This is a genomic window from Bradyrhizobium sp. USDA 326, assembly GCF_049739485.1.
Lineage (GTDB): Bacteria > Pseudomonadota > Alphaproteobacteria > Rhizobiales > Xanthobacteraceae > Bradyrhizobium.
In genome coordinates this window covers 4,463,082-4,480,688 of the sequence record NZ_JBMGQA010000001.1, presented here as the reverse complement: position 1 = coordinate 4,480,688, position 17,607 = coordinate 4,463,082, and the positions used below count along the sequence as shown (strand labels likewise).

Genomic DNA, 17,607 nt, shown 5'->3' with positions numbered 1-17,607 from the left:
CCTCCTCAGGAGCTTTTATTAGTTGACGCGTTTTCTTCACGCGATCCGCTACGCACTTCGCTTGAAAACGCTATGCCAGGTGCGGCGACCAGACGGTCAGCCGCATCGAACACAAACACATCATTCGGATCGAGCACGGCGTCGAGCGTCTGGCCCGGCTCGAATTCGTGCACGCCGTGCAGCACCGCCACCCAGTTCGATCCGTCGCGGGTCAGATGCACGAAACTCTCCGAACCGGTGATCTCGGTCACCGTAACAGTGGCATGGAAGGCATGGCGGTCGGCCTCGCCATTGGCGAGCGCGAGCTGATGCGCGCGAAAGCCGACGCGATAGGCGCCGTCAGCCAGCGACGCATACAGCCCCGAGGCCGGTGACGCGATGCCGCCGGCATATTGCACGGAGCCATTCTTCTTCTCGATGCCGACAAGATTGAGCGGCGGATCTGAAAAGACCTGCGCGACGCGCAAGGTCTGCGGCCGGCGGTAGACGTTAGCGGTCTCGCCCATCTGCAGCGCCTGGCCCTCCCACATGCACACCGTGTTGCCCCCGAGCAGCAGCGCCTCGGTCGGCTCGGTGGTGGCATAGACGAAGATCGCGCCCGAGGCCTCGAAGATGCGCGGCAGCTCGGCGCGCAGCTCCTCGCGCAGCTTGTAGTCGAGATTGGCGAGCGGCTCGTCGAGCAGCACGAGATCGGCGCCCTTGACCAGCGCGCGTGCGATCGCGGTGCGCTGCTGCTGGCCGCCGGAGAGCTGGAGCGGCGTGCGCTTCAGGAACGGCTCGAGCCGCAGCAGCTTTGCCGCCTCGGCGACGCGCGCCTCGATCTCGTCGCGCGGCTTGCCCTGCACGCGCAAGGGCGAGGCGATGTTCTCGTAGACCGTGAGCGAGGGATAGTTGATGAACTGCTGATAGACCATCGCGACCGAGCGCTGGCGCACGTCGGCGCCGGTGACGTCCCTACCGTTGACCAGCACCTTGCCCGTGGTCGGCTTGTCGAGACCAGCGAGCAATCGCATGATCGAGGTCTTGCCGGACAGCGTCGGCCCGAGCAGCACGTTGAGCGTGCCGCTCTCGAGGGTCAGGGAGACATCGCGGATGTGCTCGACACCCTCGACGGTCCGGGTCACGTGATCGAGTGTCACGGTCATGAGCGTCCTCCCGCTTCCAGCAGGGGACTTTGCGGCACGGCGTGGGTCCTGATCCAGTCGTCGAGTGCCGCAATCTCGTCGGCAGATAGTCGCAGGCCGAGCTTGGAACGGCGCCAGACCACGTCCTCCGCTGTGACCGCCCACTCATTGGCCATGAGGTAGCGGACCTCGCGCTCGGTCAGGGTGGCGCCGAAGGCCTGGCCTAGATCGGCCGCCGATTTCGCATCCCCGAGCAGCTTGATCGCCCGCGTGCCATAAGCACGCGCGAACCGCCTTGCATGCTCATGGCTGAGGAAGGGATAGCCGCGCTGGAGCTCGGCGATCAGACCATCGATCTCGGACACATCCATGTCGCCGCCGGGCAGCGGCCATTTGCCGGTCCAGCCCTCGCGCGCTTTCGCGCTGCGAAGATAGGGTGCAAGGCGTTCCAGGGCCTCTTCGGCGAGCCTCCGATAGGTCGTGATCTTGCCGCCATAGATCGAGAGCAGCGGCACGCCGCCTGGCGTGTCGAGCTCGAACACGTAGTCGCGCGTCGCGGCCTTGGCTTCGCTGGCGCCGTCGTCATAGAGCGGACGCACGCCGGAATAGGTCCAGACCACCTCATCCGGCGTGACCGGCTTGGCGAGGTATTCGCTCGCCGCGGCGCACAGATATTGTATCTCCTCGGCCGTCGCCTTCACCTTGGCGGGATCGCCGTCATAATCACGATCGGTGGTGCCGATCAGCGTGAAATCGTCCTGGTACGGGATGACGAAAATGATGCGGCCGTCGGCATTCTGGAACATGTAGGCTCGGTCGTGATCGTAGAGTTTCTTCACGACGATATGTGAGCCCTGCACCAGTCGAACTTTCGCCTTCGCATTGACGCCGGCGCCGCGACCTAGCACGTCCTCGACCCAGGGACCGCCGGCATTGACTAGCGCGCGCGCCTGGACCTGCGAGCGCTCGCCGGTCAGCGTGTTGAGCATGCTGACGGTCCAGACGCCGTCCGACTGGCGGATCTCCGTGGCGCGGGTGCGGGTGCGGATCTCGGCGCCCTTGTCTGCGGCATCGCGCGCGTTGAGCACGACGAGGCGGGCGTCGTCGACGAAGCAGTCGGAATATTCGAACGCGCGGGCATAACGGTTCGGGATCAGCGGCTTGCCGACCTCGTCACGCCGCAGATCGACCGAGCGGGTTGCCGGCAAGAGGTGGCGGCCGCCGATGTGGTCATAGAGGAAGAGGCCCAGACGCAGCAGCCAGGCCGGGCGCAGGCCGGCGTGATGCGGTAAAACGAAACGCAGAGGACGGATGATATGGGGCGCGATGCCCCAAAGGATCTCGCGCTCGATCAGCGCCTCGCGGACCAGGCGAAACTCGTAATATTCGAGATACCGCAGGCCGCCATGCACCAGCTTGGTCGACCAGGACGACGTCCCGCTCGCCAGATCGTTCATTTCGCACAGGAAAACCGTGTTGCCGCGGCCCACCGCATCGCGCGCGATGCCGCAGCCATTAACACCGCCTCCGATGATGGCGAGATCGAATATACGCTCCAACAGACGCATCCCCCGGCGGCCGCCCGTTCCGTCGAGCGGCTACTTTCGCTTTTGATTAAATCATACCAAAAAACGAAAGCAAGATGAAAGAGAGACGAAAGGAAATGAAAGAGGATCTTTTTCGAGAGCACGTGGATGAGAAAATGAGCAGTTGGGACGGCTCTTCGAGGCAGCAGCATCCCCTCGAATGGACGGCTACGCAGAATTATAGTTATAATGGTCATATTGGTTCTAGGCTCGCATGGCCGATCGCAACACTGCCCCCGACACACCTCCGACTGATGACACTTGGACGCTTGCCAACGCCAAGGCACGACTGTCCGAGGTGATCGACCGCGCTCAAGCCGGCCCGCAGGTGATCACCCGGCACGGCAAACCCAATGCGGTTGTCGTCTCCGCCGAGGAATGGGCGCGCAAGACTGCGCGCAAAGGCACCTTGGCCGAATTCCTGTGGGCATCGCCGCTACGCGGCGCCGATCTCGACCTCGAGCGCGTGAACGACGCACCACGCGACGAGATGCCGTGAACCTGTTGCTCGACACCAACGTGCTCTCGGAGGTTCGCTGGCCCGCGCCTTCGCCGAAAGTTCTGGCGTGGCTGGATACGATCGATGAGGATCGCGCGTTCATCAGCGTCGCCTCGATCGCCGAGCTTCGCCGCGGCATCGCATTGCTGGAGGATGGCCGCCGGCGCACGGCGCTGGCCGCCTGGCTTGCCCACGATCTGCCTACGCGCTTTGCCGAACGCGTCCTGCCGATCGACCACGCGGTGGCGGAGCACTGGGGCGACCTGCTGGCTCAGAGCCGCAGAAGCGGCGTTTGCGCTGTCCGTCATGGACGGCTTCCTTGCGGCAACCGCGCTCGCGAACAACCTCACGCTCGTCACGCGCAATGTGAAGGACTTTGCGGCGTTCGGCGTCCGGCTGCTCAATCCGTGGGACGACGTATAAAACCCTATCGCAGCCGCACCACCGGTGCGGCTTCCGGTGCCGCATCCTGGGCATCGGCCGGCGCATCGTCGATGTCCGCGCCCTTCGGCAGCGCTTCCACCACTTCGATGCCCTTGCTGTGGCAGATCGTGGCGAGACGCTCGGGGAGCTCCTGGTCGGTGACGAAAGTCTGGATCTGGGTGATATGGGCGATGCGCACCGGCGCGCTGCGGCGCAGCTTGGTGGAATCGGCGACGAGCATGACGCTGCGGGCATTGGCGATGATCGCCTGCGCCACCTGCACCTCGCGATAGTCGAAGTCGAGCAGCGCCCCCTCCTCGTCGATCGCGGAGGCGCCGATGATGGCGTAGTCGACCTTGAACTGGCCGATCAGCTGCGTCGCGGTCGAGCCGACCACGGCACCGTCGGCGCGCCGCACCGTGCCGCCCGCGACCACCACCTCGATGCGGGGGTGGCGGTAGAGCAGCATGGCCACATTGAGATTGTTGGTGATGACGAGGAGATCCTCGTGCGAGGTCAGTGCGCTCGCGACCTCCTCCGTCGTGGTGCCGATGTTGATGAAGAGCGAGCAGCCGTTCGGGATCAGCGATGCGGCGGCGGCGCCAATGGCCTTCTTCTCGTCGGCGGCGACGAAGCGGCGCGCCTCATAGGCGAGATTTTCGACGCCCGAGGCGATGATGGCGCCACCATGAATGCGGGTCAGCGATCTCCGCTCGCAGAGATCGTTGAGATCCTTGCGGATGGTCTGCGCCGAGACTTCGAAGCGACGCGCGAGCTCCTCGACCATGACGCGGCCGGAAGCGCGCGCGATGTTGAGGATTTCGGCTTGGCGATGAGTTAGTCCGGTCACGGCAACGGCCTCAAATCAGAATGCTGCATGGTGCGGCGGTTCGCGCCTCCGGTCAATGCACGCGCCGATCACGGTTAATGGACGAGGGGCCCTCACCCACGCCATTTCTCACCACGCCATGGCCTTCGCAAGACGCGCGAGCAGCGCCGGATCGTCGAAGGCACTCGCGGATGTGACCGCGCCTGCTCCAACCAGGTCGGCATGGCTGAGGCTGGTCCGGATGCCGATGGTCGGAATGCCGGCCGCCGCTGCGGATTGGACGCCGGTGCGGGAGTCCTCGAATGCGATCGAGGTTTCCGGCCTGGCGCCGACGAAACGCAACCCTTCCTGATAGGGCAGCGGATGCGGCTTGCCGTGCGGCAGCTCGGCACCGATCACGAGTGCCTTGAAGCGATGCGTGATGCGGAGACCGGAGAGCAACAGCTCGGCGTTGAGGCGCGGCGCATTGGTCACGGCGACCATCGGAATGCCGGCGCTGTCGGCCCGGTCGAGCAGCGCCATCAGGCCCGGCAGCGGTGCGATCTGCCCGGCCACGAGCGTGCGGAAGACCGCCTCCTTCTCATCGAGGATCAGGGCGCGCCGCTCCGGTGCCTCGTCGGGCAGAAAGCGCTCGCCGATGGCGACATTGGCGAAACCCTGCAGCTCTCTGGAGAAGCGCGCGTGATCGAAGACATGGCCGCGCGGGCCGAGCACCTGGTTGAAAGCCTTCAAGTGCAACGGATCGGTATCGGCGAGCGTGCCGTCGATGTCGAACAACAACGCCCTGCCCATCGCATCGTAGCTGGCCTCGATCATTTCCGTACTTTCCCAAATGCGCGACGCATCGATGCGCGAGACGTATCAATACGGCCGCGATCGCGCAATCACGCATTCACATGACGACAATGCGACACTCGACAAAGTCACGCGCGGCTGCAACACTCGGTGCAAGATCAAAAAGGAGGAAACGATGACCATCAATCGACGCGATCTGGCTCTCTCCACTCTCGCCGTCTCCGCGCTTGCGTTCACCGCGCCGGCGATCGCCGCTTCGGCGGACGAGGAAGCCGTGGCGAAGAAGGTCGAGGCCTTCCGCCTCGCCCAGATCGCGGCCGACCCGAAGGCGCTCGGTGCGCTGTGCTGGGACGATCTCAGCTACAGCCATTCCAGCGGCAAGGTCGAGGACAAGGCAACCTTCATCGCCAACGCCACCGACGGCAAATCGAAATTCCTGTCGATCGAATACAAGGACCCCACCATCAAGGTCGTCGGTCCCGCAGCGATCGTGCGTTTCCATTGGCTGGGCGAGCAGGAGATGGCGGCCGACGGGAAAAAAGTATCGACCAACCTTCACATCCTGATGAACTGGCAGAAGCAGGGCGACGAATGGAAGCTGCTGTCGCGGGCTGCGACGAAGTTGTGATGACGTATTGACTTAACCCTCTCCCTTGTGGGTGTTCAGACCGGGGAGAGGGTGGCTCGCCGCACCAGCGCGAGACGGGTGTTTCTATCAACGAGCACACCTCTCGCAATTGAATTCGCTGATGCATAACCCTGATCCGGCGCTTCGCGCCACCTTACTCCCACAAGGGAGAAGGGAGGGCAGATGTGTGCTCGGCAAAAAATTCCGGCCTCGCGCCTCGCGCGCCCCGGAATGACGGCGCTTACGCCGCCTCCTTCACATCGCCGTTAACCAGCTTGCGCGCGGCGCGTTCGGCCTCGCGGGCGTTGCGGAAGAGCTGGCCTTCGAGACGGTTGAACCGATCGGACGAGGCGAAGAAGCAGTAGCCCCCTTGAGAGCGAACGACGATACCTGCGGTCTGCGAATTGACTTCGATGATGTAGCTGTCCGGCATGGTCCGTGGATTCCTCAGTGCGGGCAAATAACGGCACTCCTGCCCAAAGGTTCCCAGGCAAATTGAGGCCGTTTCACCCCGAATCGACACGCAATTGAGTACGCCGAGACCTCATCCGTTTTATGACTGGTTCTTGGCGAAGCCGCGACGACCATGACTCACCCGCGCCGCGTTTTGGGGCGCTTGCCGCGTCTCGCAAGATGAGGCAGAGCGTCGCGCGCGATTACGTCGCGATCGGCGGATCGTTTCGCTGGATCGCCTGCGGACGGCCGTGGTCGTCGATCGAGACGTAGGTGAAATTGCCGTCGGTGACGAGGAACGGATGAAGCTCCTTGCGCCGCAATGCCCAGGCCTCCAGATGCACCGTCAGCGAGGTGCGCCCGACGCGCACGAGATTGGCGTAGACCGAGACGAGATCGCCGACATAGACCGCTTTGCGAAAATTCATCGCCTCGATCGCGACCGTCACAGTGCGCGACCTGGCAGCCTTCGAGGCGAACACGCCGCCGCCGACGTCCATCTGGCTCAGCAGCCAACCGCCGAAGATGTCGCCGTTTGCGTTCGTGTCGGCCGGCATCGCCAGCGTGCGGATGCAGAGATCACCGGTGGGCCCGGTCGTAGCTTGTTCACTCATATCGCTCTCACTTGAAGCTGTCCCAGCCCGGATCAGGCGCGTAGCGCGCGCCGAATCGCTCGGCCAGCGCGCGCAGTGTCGAGACCACGTCATCCACGCCACGCATGCGCGCATAATTCAGCGGGCCACCGCGGAACGGCGCATAGCCGGTTCCAAAGATCATGGCGCCATCGACCGCGTCGGCATCGTCGACGACGCCCTCGCGAAGCGCCGCAATGCAGACGTTGGACATAGGCAGCACGAGGCGGTCGATCATCTGGTCGGTGACGCGCGGGCCGGTCTCGGGAAGCGGCGCCTTCTCCGCCTTGCCATCCTTCCAGGTGTAGAAGCCCTTCCCGGCCTTGCGGCCAAGCTCGCCCCTGGCGACCTTCTCGCGAAGCCAGGCCGGCGTCGGCGGCAGGAGATCGCCGAACTTGGTCCGCAGCATGTCGCCGACGTCGAGGCAGATGTCGAGCCCGACCTGATCGGCGAGTTCGATCGGTCCCATCGGCATCCCGAACTGCTCGGCTGCGGCATCGATCAGGCGCTGATCGATCTTCTCGTCCAGCATCACCATCGCTTCCAGCATGTACGGCGTCAGCGCGCGATTGACGAGGAAGCCGGGCGAGCTCTTCACCGCGAGCGGCAGGCGGTCGATCGCACCGACGAAAGCGAGCGCATCTTTCAGCACCTGCGGATCATTGCCGTCATGGCTGACGACCTCGACCAGCTGCAACCGCGACACCGGATTGAAGAAATGCAAGCCGACCAGCCGCTCCGGCCGCGCCAGCGTGGTGCGCAAGTCTTGAAGCGGAATGCTTGACGTGTTGGTCGCGAGGATCGCGCCCGGCTTCATCCGTGGCTCGAGGCCGGCATAGACCTTCTGCTTCAGCTCGAGCTTTTCGGGCACCGCTTCGATGATGAGATCGGCATTGCGAACGCCCTCCCCGTCCATGTCGGGGATGAGACGATCTAGCCCGTCACGCACCTCCGTCGGCTTGCGGATGATCTTGCCGTAGAGCTCGGCTGCGCGCTTCACCGCACCCGCGATCGGCTCCGCCTTCATGTCGGCAAGCGAGACGCGTAGCCCCTGCCCCGCACACCAGGCGGCGATGTCGCCGCCCATCGCGCCGGCGCCGATGACATGGACATGCTTGATCGCATTGCCGCTGCCAGCGGCCTTCTTCATCTGCTCGCGCAGGAAGAAGACGCGGATCAAATTCTGCGCGGTCGGCGTCACCATCAGCCTGGCGAAGGACGCCTGCTCCGCCTTCAGCATCGCGGCCTTTCTGCCGCCATGGGCCTCCCAGAGATCGATCAGCGCGTAAGGAGCGGGATAATGCTCCCGGGATGCAGCCTTCGCGGCCTCCGCGCGCATGCGCTTGGCCAGCAGGCCACGAACCGGCCCGAGATTGGCGGCGCGCGCGAGCAAACCGGGCCTGGCCCGCTTCAGCCGGCCGAACAGCGCATCCTTCACCGCGCCGTGGACGTGGCGCTCCTGGGTCACGGTGTCGACGAATCCGAGCGCCTTGGCGCGGCGCGCATCGATGGTACGGCCGGTCAGCATCAGTGACATCGACTCGGTCGGATTGACCAGCGCGGTGAACCGCGCCGTGCCACCGAGGCCGGGATGCAGGCCGAGCATCACCTCAGGGAAGCCGAAGCGAGCACCGTCGATGGCGATGCGCGCCTGGCAGGCGAGCGCCACCTCGAGCCCGCCGCCGAGGCAGAAGCCGTGGATGACCGCGACCGTCGGCAGTTTTAGCGCTTCCAGATGATCGACCACCGCATGTGCGGCGCGGATGCGCGTCTCCACCATGCCGGGGTCAGACGCTCCGCGGAATTCGTTCACGTCGGCGCCCGCAATGAAGCCGGACGGTTTGGCCGAGCGGATCACGAGGCCGGCTGGACGCTCAGTCTCGATCGCCGCGAGCATGGCGTCGAACTCCTCCATCACATCGGAGGACAGTGTGTTGGCGCTTGCATCAGCGCGGTCGAACAGCAGCCAGGCGACGCCTTCGACATCGCGCGTCAGCTTGAAGTGCTTGTAGGGACTGTCTTGCGCCGGCTGCGGCCCGAGTGTCAGCACGCGATCGCCGAGCGCGGTCATGATCTTGGAATCCATGGTCACACCGTCTCGATCAGCATGGCGCCGCCGAGCCCGCCGCCGATGCATTCGGTGGCAACGCCGCGGCGCGTGCCGAGTCGCCTCATCGCGTTGACGAGATGCAGCACGATGCGGTTGCCGGAAGTGCCGACGGGATGGCCGAGCGAAATCGCGCCGCCATCGACGTTGAGCTTTTCACGGTCGATCTCGCCGGCGGCACCATCGAGGCCGAGAATCTCGCGGCAGAATTTGTCGTCGTTCCAGGCGGCGAGACAGCCGAGCACTTGCGTCGCGAAAGCCTCGTTCAGCTCCCAGGTCTCGACGTCCTTGATGGTGAGGTCGTTGCGCTTCAGCAGCGGCGTCACCGACATCACCGGGCCGAGCCCCATGATGCTGGGATCGAGCGCAGCCCAATGGCTGTCGACGATGACGGCCTTCGGCGTCAGCTTGTACTTGGCGACCGCAGCATCCGAAGCAAGGATCACCCAGGAGGCGCCGTCGGTGATTTGCGAGGAGTTGCCCGCGGTGACCTGTCCCCAGGGGCGCTCGAACACCGGCCGGAGCTTTGCCAGCGTCTCGGCCGTCGAATCCGGCCGCACGCCGTCGTCGTGGTCGAAGAACTTGCCGTCGCGGGAGAACGCGGTCTCGACCTCGCCCTTCAGAAACCCTGCGCCTTGCGCATGCGCAAGCCGGCGATGGCTTTCGGCGGCGTAGGCATCGGACTGTGCGCGCGTGATGCCGAAGAGATGGCCGACAACTTCCGCGGTCTGGCCCATGTTCAGCTCGGTGATGGGGTCGGTCAACCCGCGCTCGAGGCCGATGATCGGCTTGAGATCGCGCGGCCGCAGCTTGAAGGCTGCCGCGAGCTTTGCGGCAACGCCCTTGGCGGTAGCGAGGCCGGCGAACCACCGTACGCCGGAATTCGGCCAGACCAGCGGCGCGTGGCTCAAGGCCTCGGTGCCGCCAGCAAGGATCATGTCGGCATGGCCCTCGCGGATGTAGCGGTAGGCGGTGTCAATCGACTGCATGCCGGAGCCGCAGTTGATCTGCACGGTAAAGGCGACCATGTCCTCGCCCATGCCGAGCCGGAGCGCGGCGACGCGGGCCGGGTTCATCTCGTCGGCGATCACGTTGACGCAGCCGAGGATGACCTGGTCGAAGCTGTCGGGCGCAAACGGCTGGCGCGCCAGCAGCGGGCGGCCGCACTGCACGGCGAGATCGACCGGCGTGAACGGCCCGGGCCCCGAACGCGCCTTTAGAAACGGCGTCCGACTGCCGTCGACGATGAAAACCGGTCGTGCCATCAGCTCGCCGCCCTCTGCTCACCGAGTTCCTGGAAGAACTGATGCACATTGACGGTTTTCTTGTAAATCGGCGACAGCGCCTCCGGCGCAAAATCGTCGACCTCTATCACTTTTGTGACGCCTTCGCGGGCGGCGGCGAGCTGCTCGCCTTCAGCCTGCGTGATCACCCCCTTGGCGACCGCTTCCTTCCAGTCGCGGATATGCGCGGCGCGGAGGCGCCTGGCGATGGCGTCCGTGCTGGCGACCAGCTCGAACGCGCGCTCCAGCCGGGCAAAACCGCCGTCGTCGTCGACCAGGGCCAGATCCGGCGTGAGACGCTCGCGTGCCGCCGACGGCTCCAGAGCCAAACCCGCGCATTGGTGCACGACGCGGTCGGAGGGGCCGAGCACGCGCGCGCCGAACGGTTGGACCACGAGCCTGAGGAAACCTGCGACGAAGCGGTTGGGCAAATTGGCGAGGATTTCGGCAAGCCGGTTCTCGATCGTGCGGACGCCGGTCGCCATGCACCACTCCAGCGCGGCAAAATCCTCCTTCTGCCGGCCTTCATCCTGCCAGCGCTTCAGCGCGGCCGAGAGCAGATAGAGCTCGGACAGGATGTCGCCGAAGCGGGCCGACAGCATCTCCTTGCGCTTGAGCGCGCCGCCGAGCGTCAGCAGCGCCATGTCGGCGCAGAGCGCGAAGGCCGCGGAGTAGCGCGAGAGCTGGCGATAGAATGGCGTCGCATCACCCGCGTCGGGTGCCGGCGCGAATGCGCCAAAGGTCCAGCTGCGGCCGAAGGCGCGGAAGAGTGTCCGGAAACTATGGCCGACATGCTTCCAGAACGCCTTGTCGAAGGCGGTGAGGCCGCGCTCGCGATCGGAATCGGAGAGCGCATTCATCTCGTCCAGCAGATAGGGGTGCGCGCGGATGGCACCTTGCCCGAACACGATGAGGTTGCGGGTCAGGATGTTGGCGCCCTCGACCGTGATGCCGACCGGCACGGCGCGGTGCAGATTGCCGAGATAGTTTTGCGGACCGTCGATCACGGCCTTGCCGCCATGGATGTCCATGGCGTCGTCGACCGCAATCCGCATCCGCTCGGTCGCGTGCAGCTTCATGATGCCGGAAATGACGGCGGGATGAATGCCGGCATTCAGCGCCGCGCAGGTCAGCCGGCGCGCCGCATCTAACTGGTAGGCGGTGGCGTTGATGCGCGCGAGCGGCTCCTCGACGCCTTCGAACTTGGAGATGGAGATGCCGAACTGCTCGCGGATGCGGGCATAGGCACCGGTGGTGCGCGCCGCATAGGCGGCACCCGCAGCAGAGAGCGACGGCAGCGAGATGCCGCGGCCGGCGGCAAGCGCCGTCATCAGCATCTTCCAGCCCTGCCCGAGCCGCTCCTTGCCGCCGATGACGTAGTCGAGCGGAATGAAGACGTCGCGGCCCCAATTCGGACCGTTCTGGAACACCTGCATCGACGGCAGATGGCGCTGGCCGATCTCGACGCCAGGCAGATTGGTCGGGATCAGCGCCACGCTGATGCCGAGTTCTTCTCGATCGCCGACCAGACGATCCGGGTCGTAAGCCTTGAAGGCGAGGCCCAAGAGCGTCGAGACCGGACCGAGCGTGATGTAGCGCTTGTGCCAGTTGAGCCTGAGGCCGACGACCTCGCGGCCTTCGAACTCGCCCTTGCAGATGATGCCGGTGTCGACCATCGAGGCGGCATCTGACCCGGCCTCCGGGCTGGTGAGTCCGAAGCAGGGAATGTCGCGGCCGTCGGCGAGGCGCGGCAGCCAGCGTTCCTGCTGCTCCGTGGTGCCGAAGCGCATCAGAAGCTCACCGGGCCCGAGCGAGTTCGGTACCATCACGGCGACCGCAGCCGCGATCGAGCGGGTCGAGATCTTGCGCACCACTTCCGAATGGGCGTAAGGCGAGAAGCCGAGGCCGCCGAACTCCTTCGGAATGATCATGCCGAAGAACTTCTCGCACTTGACGAAGTGCCAGACGTCTTGCGGCAGGTCACGCAATTCCCAGAAGATTTTCCACTCGTCGAGCATGGCGCAGAGCTCGTCGACGGGGCCGTTGAGAAAGGCCCGTTCCTCGTCCGTCAGCACGGCCTGCGGGACCTTCAGCAGCTTCGACCAATCAGGGTTGCCGGTGAAGAGATCGGCGTCCCACCAGACGTCGCCGGCTTCGAGTGCTTCACGTTCGGTGTCGGACATCCTCGGCAGCACGCCGCGTGCCCAGGAGAAGATCGGCTTGGTAAGAATGTCGCGGCGGAAGCTCATGGCAGACCTCATGCATCGGCGCGGTGACAGGTCATTTTAGCGGAAATCGGCTGGCGGAGGCGAACATCTCGCCTGCAACATCGACGCGGCCGGGTGGCCGCCCGAGCCATAACGGCGGGGGCGCGGCGACAGTTCCGGGAGGGGATGGGGGGGAAATGTCTCTCCGCTGTCCTTCCGGGGCACGCGAAGCGTGAGCCCGGAATCCATCATGCGGCAGTGTCGGTGGAGGAATGAATTCCGGGCTCGCGCCTGACGGCGCGCCCCGGAATGGCGTATGGAGAGAACGGTGGCCCAGCCTAATCCGGCCGGATCATCTCGAACATGTTTTCCGGCTTGATCTCGAAATAATCGCCGCGGCGGCCGGCGCGGACGATGGGGCGGGCGGCGGCGGTCTGATAGACGCCATCCTTGATCAAGGCCTTGTCGATGTGCACGGCGACGACCTCGCCGAGCGTCAGCCAGGCGTCGGCCTCCTTGCCGTCGGCGCCCTTGAGGCGGACGATGTCGGACACCTTGCACTCGAAGGCGACGGGGCTCTCAGCCACCCGCGGCACGTTGACGAGTTTGCCGGGCACGGCGGTGAGGCCCGCAAGCTTGAACTCATCAACCTCGGGTGAGACATGCGCCGCGGTCGCGTTCATCTGCTTCGCCAGGTCCATCGTGGCCAGATTCCAGACGAACTCGCCGGTCTGTTGCATGTTCTCGACCGTGTCCTTCCAGTTGGTGGAGGAGAAGCCGATGATCGGCGGCACGTAGCAGAAGGCGTTGAAGAAGCTGTAGGGGGCGAGGTTGACGTGGCCTTTGCTGTCACGCGAGGAGATCCAGCCGATCGGCCGCGGCGCGATGATGGCGTTGAAGGGATCGTGCTTGAGGCCGTGGCCCTTGGAGGGCTCGTAGAAATACAGGTCTTTGTCGGTCACGCGCTGCTTCCTTTTCGTCATTGCGAGCGCAGCGAAGCAATCCAGAATCCCTCCAAGGAGACAGTCTGGATTGCTTCGCTGCGCTCGCAATGACGGAGTCTGTTGGTCCGTCCTGGCCGCCTCCAGCCGGTCAGCCCGGGCGACCGGCTGCTTATAGAGGGAAACCCGCCGCCCCGTCAGTGGCGCGGCGACAGACCCGCGATGACGAAATCGATCATCTGGTCGATGTTCGGGCCCGGCTTGGTGGCGCACTGGGCGATCATCTGGGGGTGGAAGAAGCGGATCATCGCGGTGCACGAGCAGAGCGCGGCCAGTTGCAGGTCCGGCGCCTCGAACTCGCCGGAGGCGACGCCTTGCGCGATCATCTGGCCGACGACGCCGGCGATGCACTCCATATGGGCCACGCAGACGTCCCAGTCCTCCTCCATCGCGATCGCGACCATCTCGTGCAGCTTGTTGTCGCCGACATAGCGCTCGGTGTTCATGCGATGGATGGTGGTGAGCAGCTCGCGGAAGCGCTCCTTGACCGGGCCGGGCCGGGCCACGATCCGCTGCGCCTCGAGCTCGACCTCGCCCATCAGCGAACGGGCGACCGCCTGATGGATCGCCTTCTTCGATTCGAAGAAGCGATAGACGTTGGCGGGGCTCATTCTGAGCTCCTTGGCGATGTCGCCGACCGTGGTCTTCTGGTAGCCGATCTGGCGGAACAGCCGCTCGGCCACCTCGAGGATACGATCCCGGGTGTCGCCTTCGATATGTTCCGAAATAAGGGCCATCAGTCAGGACTCATCGCTCAGCACTTCATCTCACTTATTCAGCCGCTTCAGCAAGCGGAATTGCTGGATGTTCATCGCTGCCATGCTGCGGCGCGGCGGGCTGCTCGGGCGTACCGGCCTCGTCCAGGCTCTTGCGGAACCAAAGTGCATAGAGGCCCGGCAGATACAGGAGCGTGAGGAAGGTCGCGACGAACAGGCCGCCCATGATGGTGATCGCCATCGGGCCCCAGAACGCCGACCGCGACAGCGGGATCATGGCGAGGATGGCGGCGAGCGCCGTCAGCACCACCGGTCGGGCACGGCGGACGGTCGCTTCCACGATCGCCTCGCGGCGGGTCAGGCCGTGGCTGACGTCGGTCTCGATCTGGTCGACCAGAATGACCGTGTTGCGCATGATCATGCCGGCAAGGGCGATCAGACCGAGCAGGGCCACGAAGCCGAACGGGGCGTTGGCGACGTTGAGGCCGAGCGAGGCACCGACGATGCCGAGCGGCGCAGTGAGGAACACGAGGATCAGGCGCGAGAAGCTCTGCAGCTGGATCATCAGCAGAGTCAGCATCACCATGACCATCACCGGGAAGAGGATAAAGATGGAGGCGTTGCCCTTGACCGATTCCTCGAACGCGCCGCCCGCTTCGATCCGGTAGGCCGGCTCGAGGTGGTCCTTGATCGCCTTCAGCTTCGGCGTGATCTGGTTGGTGACATCAGGGGCCTGCACGCCATCGACGACGTCCGAGCGCACGGTGATCGCCATGTCGCGGTTGCGCCGCCACATGATCGGCTCCTCATGGGCATATTCGATCTTGGCGATCTGCTGCAGCGGCACGGCCACGCCATTGCGCGAGGTGATGGTGAGATCGCCGACGCCGCCGAGGTCGAGGCGCTCGGACGGGATCGCACGGGCGACCACGCCGACCTTCTCGATGCCGTCGCGCACGGTGGTGACCTGCGAGCCCGAGATCAGCATCGCCAGCGCCTGCGAGACGTCCTGCGGGGTGAGGCCCATGGCGCGGGCACGGTCCTGGTCGACGACGAGCTTCAGGTAAGGCGACTGCTCGTTCCAGTCGAGCTGGACGTCCTTGACGCTCTTGTTCTGCCGCATCACGTCGCGCACCTGGTAGGCGATCTCGCGCACCTTGTTGGCATCGGGGCCGATCACGCGGAACTGGACGGGGAAACCGACCGGAGGACCGAAATTGAAGCGGTCGACGCGCACCCGCGCCTCGGACAGGAAGCCCTCGGCAGCCGCGTTCTCGATCTTGGCCTTGATGCGCTCACGCGCCTCGACGCCCTTGGCGACGATGACGATCTCGGCGAAGGCCTCATTCGGAAGCTGCGGGTTGAGGCCGAGCCAGAAGCGCGGCGAGCCCTGGCCGACATAGGACGTATAGGTTTCGATGTCCTTGTCGTCCTTCAGCAGCGTTTCGGCCTTCTTCACCGCCTTCTCGGTGACGTTGAAGGCGGTGCCCTCGGGCAGGCGCAACTGGAGGAACAGCTCGGGACGCTCCGACAGCGGGAAGAATTGCTGTTGCACATGGCCGAAGCCGACGATCGAGGCGACGAAGACGCCGACCGTGGCAACCACCACGGTGATGCGGTGGTTGACGCACCATCGCACGATGGCGCGCAGGCCTCGGTACATGCGGGTCTCGTAGACCGCGTGCGGATCGTGGTTGTGGTGCGCCTTCATCTCAGGCAACAGCTTGACGCCGATATAGGGCGTGAAGATCACCGCCACGAACCAGGAGGCGACCAGCGCGATCGCCACGATCCAGAAGATGCTGCCGGCATATTCGCCGACCGCCGAATTGGCGAAGCCGATGGGGAGGAAGCCAGCGGCCGTGACCAGCGTTCCCGTGAGCATCGGAAACGCAGTTGATTCCCAGGCAAAGGACGCCGCCCGCATGCGGTCCCAGCCCTGCTCCATCTTCACCACCATCATCTCGACCGCGATGATGGCGTCGTCGACGAGCAGGCCGAGCGCGATGATCAGCGCGCCGAGCGTGATGCGATGCAGGTCGAGGGACATCGTGTTCATGACGATGAAGACGATGCCGAGCACCAGGGGCACCGACAAAGCGACCACGATGCCGGTGCGCCAGCCGAGCGCCAGGAACGAGACGAACAGCACGATGACGAGCGCTTCCATGAAGGAATGCACGAACTCGCCGACGGCGTGCTCGACCACCTTGGGCTGGTCGGCGATCAGCTTGACGTCGACCCCCTGCGGTACCGCTTTCATGAACTCGGCGGTGGCCTTCTCGACCTCCTTGCCGAGCTCGAGGATGTTGGCGCCCTTGGCGGTGACGACGCCGATGCCGATCGCGGGTTTGCCTTCCTGTCGGACGACGAAGCTCGGCGGATCGACATAGCCATGGGTGACGGTGGCGATGTCGCCGAGACGGAACACGCGGCCGTTGCTCTCGACCGGCGTCTCGGCGACGGCCTTGGCCCCGTCGAGCGCGCCGGTGACGCGCAGCGGCACGCGTTGCGACGAGGTCTCGACCGTGCCGGCCGGCGTCACGTTGTTCTGCTTGGCGAGCGAATCGAACAGCGCCTGCGGCGTGATGCCGAGCGTGGCGAGCTTGGCATGGCTGAACTCGACGAAGATGCGCTCATCCTGGTTGCCGTAGACGTCGACCTTGGTCACCCCGGGCACCTTGAGCAGGCGCTGGCGAAAACCTTCGGAGACCTTCTTGAGCTGGGCATAATCGGCGCCGTCGCCGGTCATCATGTAGAGGATGGAATCGACGTCGGAGAACTCGTCGTTGACGACGGGCCCGAGAATGCCCGACGGCAGCTGGCCCTGCACGTCGACCAGCTTCTTGCGCAGCAGATAGAAGAGGTAGGGCACGTCCTTCGGAGGGGTGTTGTCGCGGAACGTGACCTGGAGCGCGGTGAAGGCGGGCTTGGAATAGGTCTGCACCTTCTCGAAATAGGGCAGCTCCTGGATCTTCTTTTCGATGGGATCGGCAACCTGGGTCTGCATCTCCTGCGCGGTCGCGCCCGGCCATATCACGGAGACGTTGACCACCTTCACGGTGAAGAACGGATCTTCGGCACGGCCGAGCTTCTCATAGGAGAAGAAGCCGGCGACGCCGAGGACGATCATCAGGAAGAGCACCAGCGTCGGATGGCTGACGGCCCAGGCCGAAAGGTTGAAGCGCTTCATCGCTCTCTCCGAAAGACGATCCAGTTGCAAATACGACAGCCGCTCTATTCAAGCCGTCGTCGCGAGGCAGCGAAGCAATCCAGGGGGCTGGGCAGGTTCTGGATCGCTTCGCCGCTTCAGCCTTTGCTTAG

14 protein-coding genes and 1 pseudogene are annotated in these 17,607 nt (G+C 64.8%); 3 read left to right on the top strand and 12 right to left on the bottom strand.

All coding sequences use genetic code 11. The features are described from left to right. Positions 1-5: 5 nt before the first annotated feature. Positions 6-1,145, bottom strand: a complete 1,140-nt coding sequence (locus ABIG06_RS21075) for an ABC transporter ATP-binding protein (RefSeq protein WP_370138478.1) — start codon at positions 1,143-1,145, stop codon at positions 6-8. After that, on the bottom strand, positions 1,142-2,692 hold the full coding sequence (gene glpD / locus ABIG06_RS21070; RefSeq protein ID WP_370138477.1) for a glycerol-3-phosphate dehydrogenase: 1,551 nt from the start codon (positions 2,690-2,692) through the stop codon (positions 1,142-1,144). Before glpD ends, ABIG06_RS21075 begins: the two co-directional genes overlap by 4 nt. A 232-nt stretch (positions 2,693-2,924) precedes the next feature. On the opposite strand from glpD, the gene ABIG06_RS21065 reads away from it, so the two are divergent. Further along, entirely contained in the window at positions 2,925-3,209 is a 285-nt protein-coding gene (locus ABIG06_RS21065; RefSeq protein ID WP_370138476.1) for a type II toxin-antitoxin system Phd/YefM family antitoxin, read from the top strand. After that, positions 3,206-3,632: pseudogene (locus ABIG06_RS21060) on the top strand (type II toxin-antitoxin system VapC family toxin). The gene ABIG06_RS21065 and the pseudogene ABIG06_RS21060 overlap by 4 nt, the downstream one beginning before the upstream one ends. A 4-nt stretch (positions 3,633-3,636) precedes the next feature. Here the strand turns inward: ABIG06_RS21060 and ABIG06_RS21055 are convergent. After that, entirely contained in the window at positions 3,637-4,482 is an 846-nt protein-coding gene (locus tag ABIG06_RS21055; RefSeq protein WP_035699976.1) for a DeoR/GlpR family DNA-binding transcription regulator, read from the bottom strand. A 108-nt stretch (positions 4,483-4,590) separates the two neighbouring features. Next, positions 4,591-5,277, bottom strand: a complete 687-nt coding sequence (locus ABIG06_RS21050) for an HAD family hydrolase (RefSeq protein ID WP_370138475.1) — start codon at positions 5,275-5,277, stop codon at positions 4,591-4,593. 154 nt (positions 5,278-5,431) lie between these two features. Here ABIG06_RS21050 and ABIG06_RS21045 point away from each other — a divergent pair, with 154 nt between their 5' ends. Continuing rightward, complete coding sequence (locus ABIG06_RS21045; protein ID WP_370138474.1) at positions 5,432-5,884, top strand: nuclear transport factor 2 family protein; 453 nt, start codon at positions 5,432-5,434, stop codon at positions 5,882-5,884. A gap of 241 nt (positions 5,885-6,125) precedes the next feature. Here the strand turns inward: ABIG06_RS21045 and ABIG06_RS21040 are convergent, their stop codons facing one another. The 8 genes from ABIG06_RS21040 to ABIG06_RS21005 form a co-directional block, all read right to left on the bottom strand. Beyond that, complete coding sequence (locus ABIG06_RS21040; protein ID WP_247440723.1) at positions 6,126-6,317, bottom strand: hypothetical protein; 192 nt, start codon at positions 6,315-6,317, stop codon at positions 6,126-6,128. Positions 6,318-6,540: 223 nt separating this feature from the next. Then, positions 6,541-6,951, bottom strand: a complete 411-nt coding sequence (locus ABIG06_RS21035; protein WP_124163307.1) for an acyl-CoA thioesterase — start codon at positions 6,949-6,951, stop codon at positions 6,541-6,543. 7 nt (positions 6,952-6,958) lie between these two features. Next, positions 6,959-9,055, bottom strand: coding sequence for a 3-hydroxyacyl-CoA dehydrogenase NAD-binding domain-containing protein (locus ABIG06_RS21030; RefSeq protein ID WP_370138473.1), 2,097 nt, complete (start codon positions 9,053-9,055; stop codon positions 6,959-6,961). Between the two features lie 2 nt (positions 9,056-9,057). Next, positions 9,058-10,341 (bottom strand): acetyl-CoA C-acetyltransferase, encoded by a 1,284-nt coding sequence (locus tag ABIG06_RS21025; protein ID WP_370138471.1) that lies wholly within the window; start codon positions 10,339-10,341, stop codon positions 9,058-9,060. Further along, positions 10,341-12,608 (bottom strand): acyl-CoA dehydrogenase, encoded by a 2,268-nt coding sequence (locus tag ABIG06_RS21020; RefSeq protein ID WP_370138470.1) that lies wholly within the window; start codon positions 12,606-12,608, stop codon positions 10,341-10,343. Before ABIG06_RS21020 ends, ABIG06_RS21025 begins: the two co-directional genes overlap by 1 nt. Positions 12,609-12,904: 296 nt before the next feature. Further along, positions 12,905-13,528 carry a flavin reductase family protein gene (locus ABIG06_RS21015; protein ID WP_124163862.1) on the bottom strand — a complete coding sequence of 208 codons (624 nt, stop codon included), beginning with the start codon at positions 13,526-13,528 and terminating at the stop codon, positions 12,905-12,907. Positions 13,529-13,704: 176 nt separating this feature from the next. Continuing rightward, complete coding sequence (locus ABIG06_RS21010) at positions 13,705-14,304, bottom strand: TetR/AcrR family transcriptional regulator (protein ID WP_061878580.1); 600 nt, start codon at positions 14,302-14,304, stop codon at positions 13,705-13,707. Between the two features lie 34 nt (positions 14,305-14,338). Beyond that, positions 14,339-17,476, bottom strand: coding sequence for an efflux RND transporter permease subunit (locus ABIG06_RS21005; RefSeq protein WP_370138468.1), 3,138 nt, complete (start codon positions 17,474-17,476; stop codon positions 14,339-14,341). Between the last annotated feature and the right edge of the window lie 131 nt (positions 17,477-17,607).